Source organism: Streptomyces sp. NPDC001492, assembly GCF_053597275.1.
The window spans coordinates 15,252-29,539 of sequence record NZ_JBSFHW010000006.1 but is presented as its reverse complement, the minus strand read 5'-3'; the positions used below and the strand labels follow the sequence as shown (position 1 = coordinate 29,539).

The window sequence follows — 14,288 nt, the reverse complement described above, 5'->3', positions numbered from 1 at the left end:
CGCCGATCCTTCCCCCGCCGACCGCGCCCGCCGCGGAGCAGCCGGAGCCGCCTCGGCGCCCTCAGCCGGAGCCGGGGTTGCCTGGCTTGCCGAGCCCTGCGCTGCTGAGCGGGCGCGGCGTACCGGGCGGTCGCCTGCTGCGCGGTCGGCCGGGGGGCGGCCTGCGGCTCGGGTGGGGCGGGCCGGGGCAGGGGGGAGTTGGCCCTTCAGAGGGCCCCATTCGTTCGGGTCGGGGACGCCCGGGGGGAGCATCTGGCGGCGCTTGGGGCCGCCGTGGTCGGACTCGCCGGGTTCCTTGGCGCCCGGCCAGGCCTTGGCCACGCGGGCGGCCAGGACGAAGTCCTTGCGCAGGGGGTGGCCTTCGAAGGTTTCCGGGAGGAGGAGGTGGTCCAGGGCGGGGTGGCCCTCGAAGACGACGCCGAACATCTCGTGGGTCTCGCGTTCGTGCCAGGCCGCGCCCGCGTAGACGCCGACGGCGGAGGCCAGTGTCGGCGCCTCGTGCGGGACCGTGGTGCGCAGCAGCAGACGGCGCACGGGAGACAGGGAGACGACATGGGCCGAGACGCGGAAACCCGTGCCCGGTTCGTCGACCGCGCTGAGCCAGTCGAAGTAGGTGCACGACAGCCGGTCGCGCGCCACCTCCAGCGCTTCCACCCAGGTCGCCGGCGGGACGTCGACCGTCAGGAGTTCGTACGACTCCTCGGCGGTGGCCTCCGGACCGAACAGCTCGTCGGCGGGGGCGGGGAGCCAGCCGACCGTGCTCATCGCTCCTCCCCCGAAGGAGCGTCGGGAGCCGACGGGGATCCGGCAGCCGGTGGCTTCACCAGGCCGCTCTGCAGGGCCGCCGCCGAGGGGCGGGCCGGTCCGGTTGCGTACCGCTCCCCCAGCGACTCCCGGGCGATCTTCTCCTGGAGCTTGAGGATGCCCTGGAGGAGGGCCTCGGGGCGGGGCGGGCAGCCGGGGACGTAGACGTCGACCGGGATGATCTGGTCGACGCCCTTGGTGACGGAGTAGGAGTCCCAGTAGGGGCCGCCGCAGTTGCTGCAGGCGCCGAAGGAGATGACGTACTTGGGTTCCGGCATCTGTTCGTACAGGCGCTTCACGGCCGGGGCCATCTTGTCCGTGACCGTGCCGGACACGACCATCAGGTCGGCCTGGCGGGGACCCGGCGCGAAGGGGATGACGCCCAGGCGGATGAAGTCGTGGCGGGCCATCGACGCGGCGATGAACTCGATCGCGCAGCAGGCGAGGCCGAAGTTGAAGACCCACAGCGAGTACCGGCGGCCCCAGTTCAGGACCACCTTCATCGGCTCGGGCGCCAGGCGGGCGAGGGCGCCCAGCCGTTTCGGCTCCGGGAGGAGTACGGGCTGACCGTTGGTGTCCGGCGTCGTCACGTCCATGCCAGGACGCCCTTCTTGTATGCGTACAGCAGGCCCACGGCCAGGAAGCCGAGGAAGATGAACATCTCCACCAGTGTGGTCACGCCGTACCCGTGCGCGGCAAACACCGTCGCCCAGGGGAACAGGAAGATCGAGTCGACGGCGAAGATGACGTACAGGAAGGCGTAGACGTAGTAGCGGACCTGGGTGTGGGCCCAGCCCTCGCCGACGGGGTCGACTCCGCACTCGTACGTCAGGAGTTTCTCGGGGGTGGGGACCACGGGCCGCAGCAGTCGGCCGGCGCCGAAGGCGACGGCGACGAAGAGCACGCCGACGACGGCGAGCAGTCCGACGACCGAGTACGACTGGAAGTAGTCCGCCGCGACGACGGTCGTATCGGCGACGGTCGATTCCCGCACGTTCGTACCCCTCGCTCCCTGCGACCTTGATGAACGCTGCTGTTCGACGATCTGTACGCACGGGAGTCTAGGCCCTGATAAAGAGACGGTAAGCAGCCCGTCACCGCTTGAGACGACCTTGAGATGCCAGGAAGCCGCCGAGGAGCTGCCGGGGTGGGGTTTTCCCCAGGGGACGGGGGCGGCCGACCTCATGGCGCGGGCGCGCGGCGCGCGGCACGCTAGCCCATATGACCGAACGACACGCGCGCCCGATGGGGGCCCAGGAAGGTGACGGCGACCGTCTGCCGCCTGCCCGTTTCGCCTACGACCGGCACACCTGGAAGGAGATCGCGCATCTGCTGGCGAACCTTCCGGTGTCACTGATCGGGTTCGTCTACGTCGTGACGGTGCTGTTCACCGGCTTCTGGCTGACCGTGACGGTGATCGGGTTCCCGCTGCTGGCGGCGGGTCTGACCGGCGCGCGGCTGCTGGGCTGGATGGAGCGGGCGCGGGCCAGGAAGCTGCTCGGGGTGCGGGTGGACGAGCCGAGCCGGCTGCCCGGACGCGGCACCGGCTTCCTCCCGTGGATGTGGATGCGGGTGAAGGACCCGGTGGGCTGGCGGACGGTGCTGTACGACTTCATCCGGCTGCCCTGGGGGATCCTGACCTTTGCCCTCACGCTGACCTCGCTGTTCGTGCTGTGGCCGGTGCTGCCGTTCATCGCGAGGGGGCTGGCCAACGCCGACCGGGCGATGGTGCGCGGGCTGCTGTCGCCCTCCGACGAGCTGGAGCGGCGTATCGCGGAGCTGGAGTCGGACCGGGGGGTCGTGGTCGACACGGCCAACGCCGATCTGCGGCGGATCGAGCGCGATCTGCACGACGGGGCGCAGGCCCGCCTGGTCAACCTGGCGATGGGTCTCGGTCTGGCCAAGGAGAAGCTCCTGGAAGACCCCGACTCGGCGGCGGAGATGGTCGCGGAGGCGCACGGGGAGGTGAAGCTCGCGCTGCAGGAGCTGCGGGATCTGGCCAGGGGGATCCATCCCGCCGTACTGACGGACCGGGGGCTCGATGCCGCGCTGTCCGCGGTCGCCTCACGCTGCACGGTGCCCGTGAAGGTGACGGTCGATCTGGCCTCGCGGCCTGCCGCGGCGATCGAGGGCATCGCCTATTTCACCGTGTCCGAACTGCTGCAGAACGTCAGCAAGCACAGCGCGGCGAAGACCGCGTCCGTCGAGGTGTGGCGGGCGACGGACCGGCTGCTCATCCAGGTCGAGGACGACGGCAGCGGGGGCGCGCGCCTCGACGGCGGCTCGGGGATGCAAGGGCTCGCCGACCGGCTGGACGCCGTGGACGGACTGTTCGTCATCGACTCGCCGCAGGGCGGCCCGACCGTGATCACGGCGGAGCTGCCGTGGCGCGACCGCGCGCCCGGCAAGGGGTAGGGAAAACCCCCCTTCCAAGAGGCCGACGGCCTCCATGGTCCGCGGACCTGCGGCGCAGCAGTGTGGGGGTACGGCATTACAGCCGCAGCCGGACAGGGCGAACGGGACGAGTAGAACGGACGACGCCGATGGCCACGGAGTACGGACAGGGCTACGGGCACGACAGCGGGCTCGCCTTCACCGAGGGAACGCGGCGCCGGCTGCCGGCCGGGCTGCGGGCACCGTTCGAGGGGCGCAGCTGGCGCGAGTTCGGGTATGTGCTGCTGAGCCTGCCGATCGGCATCATGCTCTTCGTCTACGCCGTCACGATGGTGTCGCTCGGTGCGGGGCTGCTGGTGACGTTCCTTGGCATTCCGGTGCTGGCGGCGGGCCTGGCCGGCTGCCGCGGCTTCGGGGCACTGGAGCGGGCGCGGGCGCGGGGGCTGCTGGGCCTCGAGGTGGCCGAACCGGAGCCGCTGCGGATGCGCAAGCCCGGGGTGATGGCCTGGATGGGGGCCGTGCTGAAGAGCGGCACGTCGTGGCGGGCGCTGCTGTACGCGCTGGTGCAGTTCCCGTGGTCGGTGTTCTCGTTCGTGGTCGCCGTGAACTTCTGGGCGTACGGGTGGGGGCTGCTGACGTATCCGCTGTGGTTCTGGCTCTTCCCGATGTACGGCGGTCAGGGCGGGCTTCAGCTGTACGGCGACGGCAGCCACAGCATCTACCTCGACAACCCCTTCGAGATCACCGTCACGGCGCTGGTGGGGCTGTTGTTCACGCTGGCCACGCCGTGGATCGTGCGGGCGCTGACGATGGTGGACCGGGTGCTGGTGCACGGGCTGCTCGGGCCGTCCCGGCTGGCGACGCGGGTGGTGGAGCTGGAGTCGGACCGGGGCGTGGTGGTGGACACGGCGGCTGCGGATCTGCGGCGGATCGAGCGGGATCTGCACGACGGGGCGCAGGCCCGGCTGGTGGCCCTGGCCATGGATCTGGGGCTGGCGAAGGAGAAGCTGGCGGAGGATCCGCGGGCGGCGGCGCGGATGGTGGACGAGGCGCACGGTGAGGTGAAGACGGCGCTGCAGGAGCTGCGGGATCTGGCGCGCGGGATTCATCCGGCGGTGCTGACGGACCGGGGGCTGGATGCGGCGCTGTCCGCCGTGGCCTCGCGGTGCACTGTGCCGGTGCAGGTGGAGGTGGATCTGGTGGAGCGGCCGGCGCCGGCGATCGAGGGGATCGCGTACTTCACGGTGTCGGAGCTGCTGCAGAACATCAGCAAGCATGCGCGGGCGACGTGGGCTGCGGTGGACGTGTGGCGGGTGGAGAGCCGGCTGATGGTGCAGGTCGTGGACAACGGTGTGGGTGGCGCGGATGCCTCCGGGGGGTCGGGGCTCGGGGGGCTTGCTGAGCGGCTGGATGCGGTGGACGGGATTCTGGTGGTGGATTCGCCGGTGGGGGGGCCTACGCGGGTGACCGCGGAGTTGCCGTGGCGGGGGGAGCGGGCGCTGGGGTGAGCGCCGGCCCGCGGCGGAGCCGTTGATGGATCCAGGTCGCTCCCGCCGCCCCTCCCCTGGGCGCTGCCCCTGCCGCCCCGCCAGGGGGCTTCGTCCCCTGGACCCCCGATCAGCCTGAAGGGCCTCGTCCTCAAACGCCGGACGGGCTGAAAGTGCCCGGCCGGAACCAGTCGTACCGTGCACGTATTCCCGTTGATTCCCGTTGGTCCGAGGCAGCCGGGTCCGAATGCTGGAATGCTGGACTACTGGCAGACGGAGTCGGGCTGGGGGGACCGGGGATCGTGGAGGACAGGGTGCAGGTGGTCATCGCCGAGGATTCAGTGCTGCTCAGGGAGGGGCTGACCCGGCTGTTGACCGACCGTGGGCATGACGTGGTCGCCGGGGTGGGTGACGGGGACGCGCTGATCAAGACCATCACCGAGCTGGACGCGCAGGGTGAGCTGCCCGATGTCGTGGTCGCGGACGTGCGGATGCCGCCGACGCACACCGACGAAGGGGTACGGGCCGCGGTGCAACTGCGCAAGGCCCATCCGGGGCTCGGTGTGCTCGTGCTGTCGCAGTACGTGGAGGAGCGCTACGCGACCGAACTGCTGGCCGGTTCCAGTCATGGCGTCGGATATCTGCTCAAGGACCGGGTCGCCGAGGTCCGGGAGTTCGTGGATGCCGTGGTGCGGGTGGCGCAGGGGGGTACCGCGCTGGACCCGGAAGTGGTCGCGCAGCTGCTCGGGCGCAGCCGTAAGCAGGACGTGCTGGCCGGGCTCACCCCGCGGGAGCGGGAGGTGCTGGGGCTGATGGCCGAGGGGCGGACCAACTCGGCGATCGCGCGGCAGCTGGTCGTGAGCGACGGCGCGGTGGAGAAGCACGTCAGCAACATCTTCCTGAAGCTGGGGCTGTCCCAGAGTGACGGGGATCACCGGCGCGTTCTCGCGGTCCTCACCTATCTGAACTCCTGACGGGCTGACACTGAGTCAGTAGGCGCGCGTTCAGTCGTCGATCCACTGCCCGTCCGGCGTCCGTCCAGCCCTAGAACCGAACCCATCGCACGGAGCGTCTTCACTGGGAGCGCCGGGGGGCGAGAAATCATGACAAGTCAGGGCGTCGAACCGCCTCAAAACCGTGTCCATGATGCGAATGGCCACGGGAAGGCGACCCTAACCGACGTAGGGTTGATTTTGGGAAGGCCTACGGGAAGGCCGGTCCCAGACAGCCGCCTCGAGGGAGGTCCAGTTCAGTGACCAGCCAGGTCAGCAGGACAGCGGAGCAGGCAGACGGAGCCGTCGTCGGAGAGCAGCGGGGGCCGGGCGGAGCGAAGGACGTACGCAAGCTGGACCGGGTGATCATCCGCTTCGCGGGGGACTCCGGTGACGGTATGCAGCTCACCGGTGACCGTTTCACCTCCGAGACCGCGTCCTTCGGGAACGATCTGTCCACTCTTCCGAACTTCCCCGCCGAGATCCGGGCCCCTGCCGGGACCCTGCCGGGTGTCTCGTCCTTCCAGCTCCACTTCGCCGACCACGACATCCTCACCCCGGGCGACGCGCCCAATGTGCTGGTCGCCATGAACCCCGCCGCCCTTAAGGCCAACATCGCCGACCTGCCGCGCGGCGCGGAGATCATCGTCAACACGGACGAGTTCACCAAACGGGCGATGCAGAAGGTCGGGTACGCCGTCTCTCCGCTGGAGGACGGCTCGCTCGACGGGTACAGCCTGCACGAGGTGCCGCTGACGACACTGACGGTCGAGGCGCTGAAGGAGTTCGATCTCTCCCGCAAGGAGGCCGAGCGCAGCAAGAACATGTTCGCGCTGGGGCTGCTGAGCTGGATGTACCACCGGCCGACCGAGGGCACCGAGAAGTTCCTGCGGACCAAGTTCGCGAAGAAGCCCCAGATCGCCGAGGCCAACCTCGCCGCCTTCCGCGCGGGCTGGAACTTCGGCGAGACGACGGAGGACTTCGCGGTCTCCTACGAGATCGCCCCGGCCACGACCGCCTTCCCGACCGGCACCTACCGCAACATCTCCGGGAACCTGGCCCTCGCCTACGGCCTGATCGCCGCCTCGCGCCAGGCCGACCTGCCGCTGTTCCTGGGCTCGTACCCGATCACTCCGGCCTCGGACATCCTGCACGAGCTGAGCAAGCACAAGAACTTCGGCGTACGGACCTTCCAGGCCGAGGACGAGATCGCCGGCATCGGCGCGGCACTGGGCGCGGCCTTCGGCGGCTCGCTGGGGGTGACGACGACCTCCGGCCCGGGTGTGGCGCTCAAGAGCGAGACCATCGGGCTCGCCGTCTCGCTGGAACTGCCGCTGCTCGTCATCGACATCCAGCGCGGCGGGCCGTCCACCGGTCTGCCGACCAAGACCGAGCAGGCCGATCTGCTGCAGGCCATGTTCGGGCGCAACGGCGAGGCCCCGGTCCCGGTGATCGCCCCCAGAACCCCGGCCGACTGCTTCGACGCGGCCATGGAGGCGGCGCGGATCGCGCTGACGTACCGCACCCCGGTGATGCTGCTCTCCGACGGCTATCTGGCCAACGGCTCGGAGCCCTGGCGCATCCCCGAACCGGACGAGCTCCCGGATCTGACCGTGCAGTTCGCGCAGGGCCCGAACCACACCCTGGAGGACGGCACCGAGGTCTTCTGGCCGTACAAGCGCGATCCGCAGACCCTCGCCCGCCCCTGGGCCATCCCCGGCACGCCCGGCCTCGAACACCGCATCGGCGGTATCGAGAAGGAGGACGGGACCGGGAACATCTCGTACGCCCCCGCCAACCACGACTTCATGGTCCGCACCCGGCAGGCCAAGATCGACGGCATCGACGTGCCGGAGCTGGAGGTCGACGACCCGCACGAGGCGCGCACGCTGGTGCTCGGCTGGGGTTCGACCTACGGACCGATCACGGCGGCGGTACGGCGGCTGCGCACGGCCGGGGAGTCCATCGCGCAGGCCCATCTGCGGCACCTGAACCCCTTCCCGAGGAATCTCGGCGCGGTCTTGAAGCGTTACGACAAAGTGGTGATTCCCGAGATGAACCTCGGGCAGCTCGCCCTGCTGATCCGGGCGAAGTACCTGGTCGACGCCCACTCGTACAACCAGGTGAACGGTATGCCGTTCAAGGCTGAGCAGCTCGCCACGGCTCTCAAGGAGGCCATCGATGGCTGAGACGTCCACGGAAGGCACGGGCACGATCGAGGCGCTCTCGCTCGTCCCCAAGGCCGAGGCCCGCCAGTCCATGAAGGACTTCAAGTCCGACCAGGAAGTGCGCTGGTGCCCCGGCTGCGGTGACTACGCGATCCTGGCGGCCGTCCAGGGCTTCATGCCGGAGCTTGGCCTCGCCAAGGAGAACATCGTCTTCGTCTCGGGCATCGGCTGCTCGTCCCGCTTCCCGTACTACATGAACACGTACGGCATGCACTCGATCCACGGCCGGGCGCCCGCCATCGCGACCGGGCTCGCCGCCAGCCGGCGGGACCTGTCGGTGTGGGTGGTCACCGGTGACGGCGACGCCCTGTCCATCGGCGGCAACCACCTCATCCACGCGCTGCGCCGCAATGTGAACCTCAAGATCCTGCTGTTCAACAACCGGATCTACGGCCTGACCAAGGGGCAGTACTCGCCGACCTCGGAGGTCGGCAAGATCACCAAGTCGACGCCGATGGGCTCGCTGGACGCCCCCTTCAACCCGGTGTCGCTGGCGATCGGCGCGGAGGCCTCCTTCGTCGCCCGCACCATCGACTCCGACCGCAAACATCTGACCGAGGTGCTGCGCCAGGCGGCCGCCCACCCGGGCACCGCGCTGATCGAGATCTACCAGAACTGCAACATCTTCAACGACGGCGCCTTCGAGGCACTGAAAGACAAGCAGCAGGCGGAAGAGGCGGTGATCCGGCTCGAGCACGGGCAGCCGATCCGCTTCGGCAGCAACCTGTCCAAGGGCGTCGTCCGGGATACGGTCACCGGTGACCTGAAGGTGGTCGACGTGACCGCGGACAACGAGTCCCGGATTCTGGTCCACGACGCCCACGCCGAGTCGGCGACCACCGCCTTCGCCCTGTCCCGGCTGGCCGACCCGGACACCCTGCACAACACCCCGATCGGTGTGTTGCGGTCGGTGGACCGGCCGGTGTACGACACCCAGATGGCCGACCAGCTGGACACGGCGATCGTGCAGAACGGCAAGGGCGACCTGGCCGCGCTGCTGGCGGGCGGGGACACCTGGACGGTCGTCGGCTGACGGTCGCCGGCTGGCCGTCACCCTCTGGACAAGGGGGACCGGCGGGGAGCACCTCGGACGCTCCCCGCCGGCCCTGGATCAGCGGTGCTCGATCCAGTAGACCGTCCACGCGGCAATTGCCGTTGTGGACGCCTTCACCGCCCAGCGCACGAGTTCGTCACTCGCGGTCTCCAGCAACCGGCGAACCTGCGCGCGGCGCAGACTCAGGCGCCTGTTCTGCAGCTTCGCGCCGAGCGGGGGGCCGTCGAGGCGCTGGTCAGAGTTGCTTTGCGGGTGGGAGCCCGTAGGCTCCTTCTCGGTAGGAATCGTGACCTCCTGCGGGTTGGCGGTTCTTGCTGTCGAAAATCGGTGGCCTCCTGTTGCGAGCAGGGGGCCGCCGCCGTGTTGGCAGCGGCACCGAAAGGCCGCCGGGAACAGAGCATGACCCAGGTGGGCTGCGCTCACACTCACTCGCCGAAGTGCCCGTGCTGCACACGCAATCAGCCGTGCGCCGGGGGCTCGGGCTTCGGCTCGGGCACGGAGCCCACCACCCACCACTCGTCCGGCTCCTCCGCCAGTTCCTCCGTCATCCTGTGGACGGCCGCGCCGATTTTCGCCTCCACGGCGTCCTGACGCAGGCTCCACCGGCGCTCGACGGTGCGGTCCCAGTACTCGGCGAACACGGAGTTGATGCACAACACCCTGAGTTGGCCGAGGAGTTCATCCCAGCCGATCGGTCCGACCTGGTGGGCGAGCGCCAGGGAGCCGTACTGCCGGTTGGCGAAGATCATCTATCGGCGCCTGGCATCGGAGAGGCTGCCCCGCGTGCTAGACGCCTCGGCGGGCGAGGGATCGTTCTGCTCCACGATGAGGCGGTAGTGCTGGATGAGATTGGCCCGGCGCATCTCCTCGGTCATGAGCGGAAGCTGCTGCACCAGCTCGGCCAGCAGCTGCTCCAGACGCCGGCGGCCGACGCCACGGGCGAAGGACACCCACATGAGTCTCAGCCCGCCACCACTGCAGAACGGCCCGGGGCCGTTGGGCGACACGTGAGGCGGAGAGGGGGCGCATGGAGGGACAAACCCCTCATACCCCTGGACGCCCTGACACTCGTGTGCCCGGCGGGCGCCCGCGTCCGGCAGCCGCCGACGGACACGTCAGCCCTGCTCAGCGCTGCCGCTTCGCCGCGTCGTACGCGTCCCGGGCCTGCTGTACGGCGTCCATCCGCTGCTCGGTCCACACCGCCAGGGCCCGCACCTGCTGCGCCGCCTCGCGCCCGAGGTCGGTCAGGGAGTAGTCGACCCTCGGCGGGATCACCGGCTTGGCGTCGCGGTGCACCAGTCCGTCGCGCTCCAGGGTCTGCAGGGTCTGGGTGAGCATCTTCTCGCTGACGCGGCCGATGGCCCGGCGCAGCTCGCTGAAGCGGTAGGGGCGCTCCAGGAGTTCGATCAGGACCAGGACGCCCCAGCGGCTGGTGAGGTGTTCCAGGACGAGGCGGTAGGGGCACATCGCCTCGCCGGTGTCGTACTTGCCGACGGGTACCGGCTCGACGGCGGATTCCGGAGTACTTACTGCCATGACAGTACCTTACTTCAAAGTGGGTACTTTCCAATAGTTAGCGCCACTCCTAGGGTTAGTGACACATCCGCACCCCACAAGGAGATCGCAGATCATGAGCATCGTCGTCACCGGGTCCACCGGACACCTTGGCCGTCATGTCGTGGAGCAGCTGCTGGAGAAGGTCCCGGCAGAGCAGATCACCGCCGTCGTACGCGACGAGGCGAAGGGCGCCGACTTCGCCGCGCGCGGGGTGAAGCTCGCGGTCGCCGACTACAACGCGCCCGAGACCTTCGACAGCGTCTTCTCGGCCGGTGACAAGGTGCTGCTCATCTCCGGCAACGAGTTCGACAAGGGCCGAGTCGGCCAGCACAAGGTGGTCATCGAGGCCGCGAAGGCCGCCGGCGTCGCCCTGCTCGCCTACACCAGCGCCCCCGGCAGCCTGACGGCCGCGCTCGTCGACGACCACCGCGGCACCGAGGAGGCCCTTCTCGCCTCCGGCGTGCCGTTCACGCTGCTGCGCAACGGCTGGTACCACGAGAACTACACCGAGAACCTGGCCCCCGTGCTGGAGCACAACGCCGTCGTCGCCGCCGCCGGTGAGGGCCGGGTCTCCTCCGCCTCGCGCGCCGACTACGCGGCCGCCGCCGTCGCCGTACTGACCGGCGAGGGCCACGAGAACAAGACGTACGAGCTGGGCGGCGACGAGGCGTGGAGCTTCGCCGAGTACGCGGCCGAGCTCAGCAAGCAGACCGGCAAGGAGATCGTCTACAACCCCGTCTCGGTCGAGGCCTACACCGGGATCCTGACCGGCGCCGGGCTGCCCGGCCCGCTCGCCGCCGTTTTTGCGGGCGTGGACGCCTCCATCGAGAAGGGCGAGCTGGTCGTCTCCACCGGCGACCTGTCCCGCCTGGCCGGCCGTCCGACCACCCCGCTCGCCGACGCGATCGCGGTGGCGGTCAAGGGCTGACGCTCTCCCGGGCACCCGGGGTGCGACACCCCCGCCTGTCATGACCGTATGGCGATACAGGCATGACAGGCGGGGGCGTTCGGCGTTACCTTCTGCCTGGCACGCGTGCGCGACGAGGTGAGGAGGAGGCCCGTGACCGGGAAGTCGAGGGGCGAGCGGCACATAGGACTGCTGAACGGCTTCGCCGCCTACGGGATGTGGGGACTCGTCCCCCTCTTCTGGCCCCTGCTGAAGCCCGCCGGCGCGGTCGAGATCCTCGCCCACCGGATGGCCTGGTCCCTTGTCTTCGTGGGCGCCGCACTCGTGGCGATGCGGCGCTGGGCCTGGGCGGGCGAGCTGCTGCGGCAGCCGCGCCGGCTGGGGCTCGTCGCGGTCGCCGCGGCCGTCATCACCGTCAACTGGGGCGTGTACATCTGGTCCGTGAACACCGGGCATGTGGTCGAGGCCTCGCTCGGGTACTTCATCAACCCGCTGGTCACCATCGCCATGGGCGTGCTGATCCTGAAGGAGCGGCTGCGGCCCGTGCAGTGGGTGGCGGTCGGGACCGGCTTCGTCGCGGTGGTCGTGCTCACGGTGGGATACGGGCAGCCTCCGTGGATCTCGCTCACGCTCGCCTTCTCGTTCGCGACGTACGGGCTGGTGAAGAAGAAGGTCGGGCTCGGCGGGATCGAGTCGCTGGCCGCGGAGACCGCGATCCAGTTCCTGCCCGCGGTGGGTTATCTGCTGTGGCTGAGCTCACGGGGGTCGTCGACGTTCACCACGCAAGGGGTGGGGCACGGGGCGTTGCTCGCCGCGACCGGGGTGGTGACCGCGCTGCCGCTGGTGTGTTTCGGGGCGGCGGCGATTCGGGTGCCGTTGTCGACGCTGGGGCTGCTGCAGTATCTGGCGCCGGTGTTTCAGTTTCTGCTCGGGGTTCTGTACTTCCATGAGGCGATGCCGGTGGAGCGGTGGGCCGGGTTTGCCTTGGTGTGGGTCGCCTTGTGTCTGCTGACCTGGGATGCCTGGCGCGGGGCGCTGCGCTTGCGGAGCGAGGTGGGCGTGCCGAGGGTCGAGGCGGCGCCGCCCGCCGCGGTGGACGCCTGACCGGGGGCTCTGCCCCCGGGCCCCGTGTCGGCCTGAACGGCCGCGTCCTCAAACGCCGGACGGGCCGAGTGTCGTACGCGACCGCTGTCACCGGACAGGCTGAGCGTCTCCCCGACCGCTGTCACCGGACAGGCTGAGCGTCTCCCCGACCGCCGTCACCGGACAGGCCGAGTGTCGTACCCGACCGCTATAAGTGGTCCCATGACGCAGACATCCGAAGCCACCCCCGTTCACTGGAAGCTCGTCATCGACGCGGCCGACCCCCATGCGCAGGCCGACTTCTGGGCCGCCGCGCTGCGGTACGAGGTCGAGGACAACAGTGCGTTCGTCGAGGGGCTGCTGGAGCTCGGGGCGCTGCCTGTCGCGGCCACCGTCGAGTTCCATGGGCGCCGGGCCTTCCGGGACCTGATCGCCGTACGGCATCCGGACGATCCCTACGACAAGGAGCGGGGGACGGGACTCGGGCGGCGGCTGCTGTTCCAGCGGGTGCCGGAGGCGAAGAGCGTCAAGAACCGGCTGCATCTCGATCTGCACCCCGGCGAGGGGCGCCGGGACGGCGAGGTCGAGCGGCTGGTGGGGCTGGGGGCGAGCGTGCTGCGGCGGGTGAAGGAGCCCGCCGGGGAGTGGGTGGTGATGGCGGACCCGGAGGGCAACGAGTTCTGCGTGCAGTAGGTCACAGCGGGGGTCCCCGTGGGCCGGATGATCCGTTATGCGAAACGACTGTCCTGATAACGCTCTTGACGGGTGATTGGTAAAGGATTCACCATCCGGGGACCCAATTCAATCCAAGGAATTCGGAGCCCCCCACATGAACTTCTCCGTTTCCGGGCGTGCGGTGGCAGCCGTCGGCGTATCGGTTGTCATGCTCCTGACCGGTGGTTCCACGGCCGGTGCGGCGCCCTCGGCTGCGGCGGCAGCCGCGCCCGACATTTCTGTGGCGAACGTCAAGGCCCACCTCGCCCAGCTGCAGTCCATCGCCACCGCCAACGGCGGCAACCGCGCGCACGGCAGCGCCGGCTACAAGGCCTCGCTCGACTATGTGAGGGCGAAGCTGGACGCGGCCGGATTCACCACCGCCGTCCAGCAGTTCACGTCCTCCGGCCGCACCGGATACAACCTGATCGCCGACTGGCCGGGCGGGAACGCCGACCAGGTCGTCATGGCCGGCTCCCACCTGGACAGCGTCAGCAGGGGGCCAGGCATCAACGACAACGGCTCCGGCTCGGCCGCCGTCCTGGAGACCGCCCTCGCCGTCTCACGGGCCGACTACCACCCCGCCAAGCATCTGCGTTTCGCCTGGTGGGGCGCGGAGGAGCTGGGCCTCGTCGGCTCCAGCCGCTACGTCGACGGCCTCTCGGCCGCGAATCGCTCGAAGATCAGCGGCTATCTGAACTTCGACATGATCGGCTCGCCGAATCCCGGTTACTTCGTCTACGACGACGACCCGGCGATCGAGAAGACGTTCAAGGACTACTTCACCGGACTCGGCATCGCCACCGAGCCCGAGACCGAGGGGGACGGCCGCTCCGACCACGCGCCGTTCAAGGACGCGGGCGTCCCCGTGGGCGGGCTGTTCAGCGGCGCCGACTACGTGAAGACGGCGGCGCAGGCGGCCAACTGGGGCGGTACGTCGGGGAAGGCCTTCGACGCCTGCTACCACCGTTCCTGCGACACGGCGACCAACATCGACGACACCGCTCTGGACCGCAACAGCGACGCCATCGCCCATGCGGTGTGGAAGCTGTCTCAGTAGCCGCCCGG

The 14,288-nt window shown here is 69.7% G+C and carries 15 protein-coding genes; 9 read left to right on the top strand and 6 right to left on the bottom strand.

From position 1 onward, the window contains the following. The 3 genes from ACWC1K_RS09620 to ACWC1K_RS09610 form a co-directional block, all read right to left on the bottom strand. Nucleotides 1–765, bottom strand: a 765-nt coding sequence (locus ACWC1K_RS09620; protein ID WP_450829905.1) for an NADH-quinone oxidoreductase subunit C, incomplete at its 3' end; no start/stop codon positions are given. Continuing rightward, nucleotides 762–1,400: an NADH-quinone oxidoreductase subunit B gene (locus ACWC1K_RS09615; protein ID WP_450829903.1), complete on the bottom strand. Its 639-nt coding sequence runs from the start codon at nucleotides 1,398–1,400 to the stop codon at nucleotides 762–764. The genes ACWC1K_RS09615 and ACWC1K_RS09620, both read right to left, overlap by 4 nt. Beyond that, on the bottom strand, nucleotides 1,391–1,798 hold the full coding sequence (locus ACWC1K_RS09610) for an NADH-quinone oxidoreductase subunit A (protein ID WP_351462541.1): 408 nt from the start codon (nucleotides 1,796–1,798) through the stop codon (nucleotides 1,391–1,393). Before ACWC1K_RS09610 ends, ACWC1K_RS09615 begins: the two co-directional genes overlap by 10 nt. A gap of 227 nt (nucleotides 1,799–2,025) precedes the next feature. Between ACWC1K_RS09610 and ACWC1K_RS09605 the strand changes: the two genes are divergently transcribed. The 5 genes from ACWC1K_RS09605 to ACWC1K_RS09585 all read left to right on the top strand — a co-directional run bounded on the left by ACWC1K_RS09605 (nucleotide 2,026) and on the right by ACWC1K_RS09585 (nucleotide 8,938). Then, nucleotides 2,026–3,219 (top strand): sensor histidine kinase, encoded by a 1,194-nt coding sequence (locus ACWC1K_RS09605; RefSeq protein ID WP_450829901.1) that lies wholly within the window; start codon nucleotides 2,026–2,028, stop codon nucleotides 3,217–3,219. A gap of 128 nt (nucleotides 3,220–3,347) precedes the next feature. Beyond that, nucleotides 3,348–4,706, top strand: coding sequence for a sensor histidine kinase (locus ACWC1K_RS09600; RefSeq protein WP_351462545.1), 1,359 nt, complete (start codon nucleotides 3,348–3,350; stop codon nucleotides 4,704–4,706). Nucleotides 4,707–4,999: 293 nt separating this feature from the next. Beyond that, entirely contained in the window at nucleotides 5,000–5,659 is a 660-nt protein-coding gene (locus tag ACWC1K_RS09595) for a LuxR C-terminal-related transcriptional regulator (RefSeq protein WP_450830345.1), read from the top strand. A gap of 278 nt (nucleotides 5,660–5,937) precedes the next feature. Then, a complete protein-coding gene (locus ACWC1K_RS09590; RefSeq protein WP_450829899.1) occupies nucleotides 5,938–7,866 on the top strand; it encodes a 2-oxoacid:acceptor oxidoreductase subunit alpha in 1,929 nt (642 codons plus the stop codon). Beyond that, on the top strand, nucleotides 7,859–8,938 hold the full coding sequence (locus ACWC1K_RS09585) for a 2-oxoacid:ferredoxin oxidoreductase subunit beta (RefSeq protein WP_450829897.1): 1,080 nt from the start codon (nucleotides 7,859–7,861) through the stop codon (nucleotides 8,936–8,938). Before ACWC1K_RS09590 ends, ACWC1K_RS09585 begins: the two co-directional genes overlap by 8 nt. A gap of 479 nt (nucleotides 8,939–9,417) precedes the next feature. Here the strand turns inward: ACWC1K_RS09585 and ACWC1K_RS09580 are convergent, their stop codons facing one another. The 3 genes from ACWC1K_RS09580 to ACWC1K_RS09570 all read right to left on the bottom strand — a co-directional run bounded on the left by ACWC1K_RS09580 (nucleotide 9,418) and on the right by ACWC1K_RS09570 (nucleotide 10,495). Further along, on the bottom strand, nucleotides 9,418–9,708 hold the full coding sequence (locus tag ACWC1K_RS09580; RefSeq protein ID WP_450829895.1) for a DUF6082 family protein: 291 nt from the start codon (nucleotides 9,706–9,708) through the stop codon (nucleotides 9,418–9,420). After that, nucleotides 9,709–9,909 (bottom strand): hypothetical protein, encoded by a 201-nt coding sequence (locus tag ACWC1K_RS09575; RefSeq protein ID WP_450829893.1) that lies wholly within the window; start codon nucleotides 9,907–9,909, stop codon nucleotides 9,709–9,711. It lies immediately after the preceding gene. Nucleotides 9,910–10,084: 175 nt separating this feature from the next. Then, entirely contained in the window at nucleotides 10,085–10,495 is a 411-nt protein-coding gene (locus ACWC1K_RS09570) for a winged helix-turn-helix transcriptional regulator (RefSeq protein ID WP_450829891.1), read from the bottom strand. A 94-nt stretch (nucleotides 10,496–10,589) separates the two neighbouring features. Here ACWC1K_RS09570 and ACWC1K_RS09565 point away from each other — a divergent pair, with 94 nt between their 5' ends. From ACWC1K_RS09565 to ACWC1K_RS09550, 4 genes are all read left to right on the top strand, one after another. Further along, entirely contained in the window at nucleotides 10,590–11,444 is an 855-nt protein-coding gene (locus tag ACWC1K_RS09565) for an SDR family oxidoreductase (RefSeq protein ID WP_450829890.1), read from the top strand. Between the two features lie 132 nt (nucleotides 11,445–11,576). Next, nucleotides 11,577–12,527 (top strand): EamA family transporter RarD, encoded by a 951-nt coding sequence (rarD, locus tag ACWC1K_RS09560; protein ID WP_450829888.1) that lies wholly within the window; start codon nucleotides 11,577–11,579, stop codon nucleotides 12,525–12,527. A gap of 201 nt (nucleotides 12,528–12,728) precedes the next feature. Beyond that, nucleotides 12,729–13,199: a VOC family protein gene (locus ACWC1K_RS09555; protein WP_450829886.1), complete on the top strand. Its 471-nt coding sequence runs from the start codon at nucleotides 12,729–12,731 to the stop codon at nucleotides 13,197–13,199. A gap of 136 nt (nucleotides 13,200–13,335) precedes the next feature. Beyond that, a complete protein-coding gene (locus ACWC1K_RS09550) occupies nucleotides 13,336–14,280 on the top strand; it encodes a M28 family metallopeptidase (RefSeq protein WP_450829884.1) in 945 nt (314 codons plus the stop codon). Nucleotides 14,281–14,288: the final 8 nt, after the last annotated feature.

Excerpts from the sequence above, each read along its gene's own strand:
- ACWC1K_RS09615 (WP_450829903.1), bottom strand. The coding sequence starts at position 1,400 with ATGGACGTGACGACGCCGGACACCAACGGTCAGCCCGTACTCCTCCCG.
- ACWC1K_RS09605 (WP_450829901.1), top strand. The coding sequence starts at position 2,026 with ATGACCGAACGACACGCGCGCCCGATGGGGGCCCAGGAAGGTGACGGC.
- ACWC1K_RS09600 (WP_351462545.1), top strand. The coding sequence starts at position 3,348 with ATGGCCACGGAGTACGGACAGGGCTACGGGCACGACAGCGGGCTCGCC.
- ACWC1K_RS09585 (WP_450829897.1), top strand. The coding sequence starts at position 7,859 with ATGGCTGAGACGTCCACGGAAGGCACGGGCACGATCGAGGCGCTCTCG.
- ACWC1K_RS09580 (WP_450829895.1), bottom strand. The coding sequence starts at position 9,708 with ATGATCTTCGCCAACCGGCAGTACGGCTCCCTGGCGCTCGCCCACCAG.
- ACWC1K_RS09570 (WP_450829891.1), bottom strand. The coding sequence starts at position 10,495 with ATGGCAGTAAGTACTCCGGAATCCGCCGTCGAGCCGGTACCCGTCGGC.
- ACWC1K_RS09565 (WP_450829890.1), top strand. The coding sequence starts at position 10,590 with ATGAGCATCGTCGTCACCGGGTCCACCGGACACCTTGGCCGTCATGTC.
- ACWC1K_RS09555 (WP_450829886.1), top strand. The coding sequence starts at position 12,729 with ATGACGCAGACATCCGAAGCCACCCCCGTTCACTGGAAGCTCGTCATC.
- ACWC1K_RS09550 (WP_450829884.1), top strand. The coding sequence starts at position 13,336 with ATGAACTTCTCCGTTTCCGGGCGTGCGGTGGCAGCCGTCGGCGTATCG.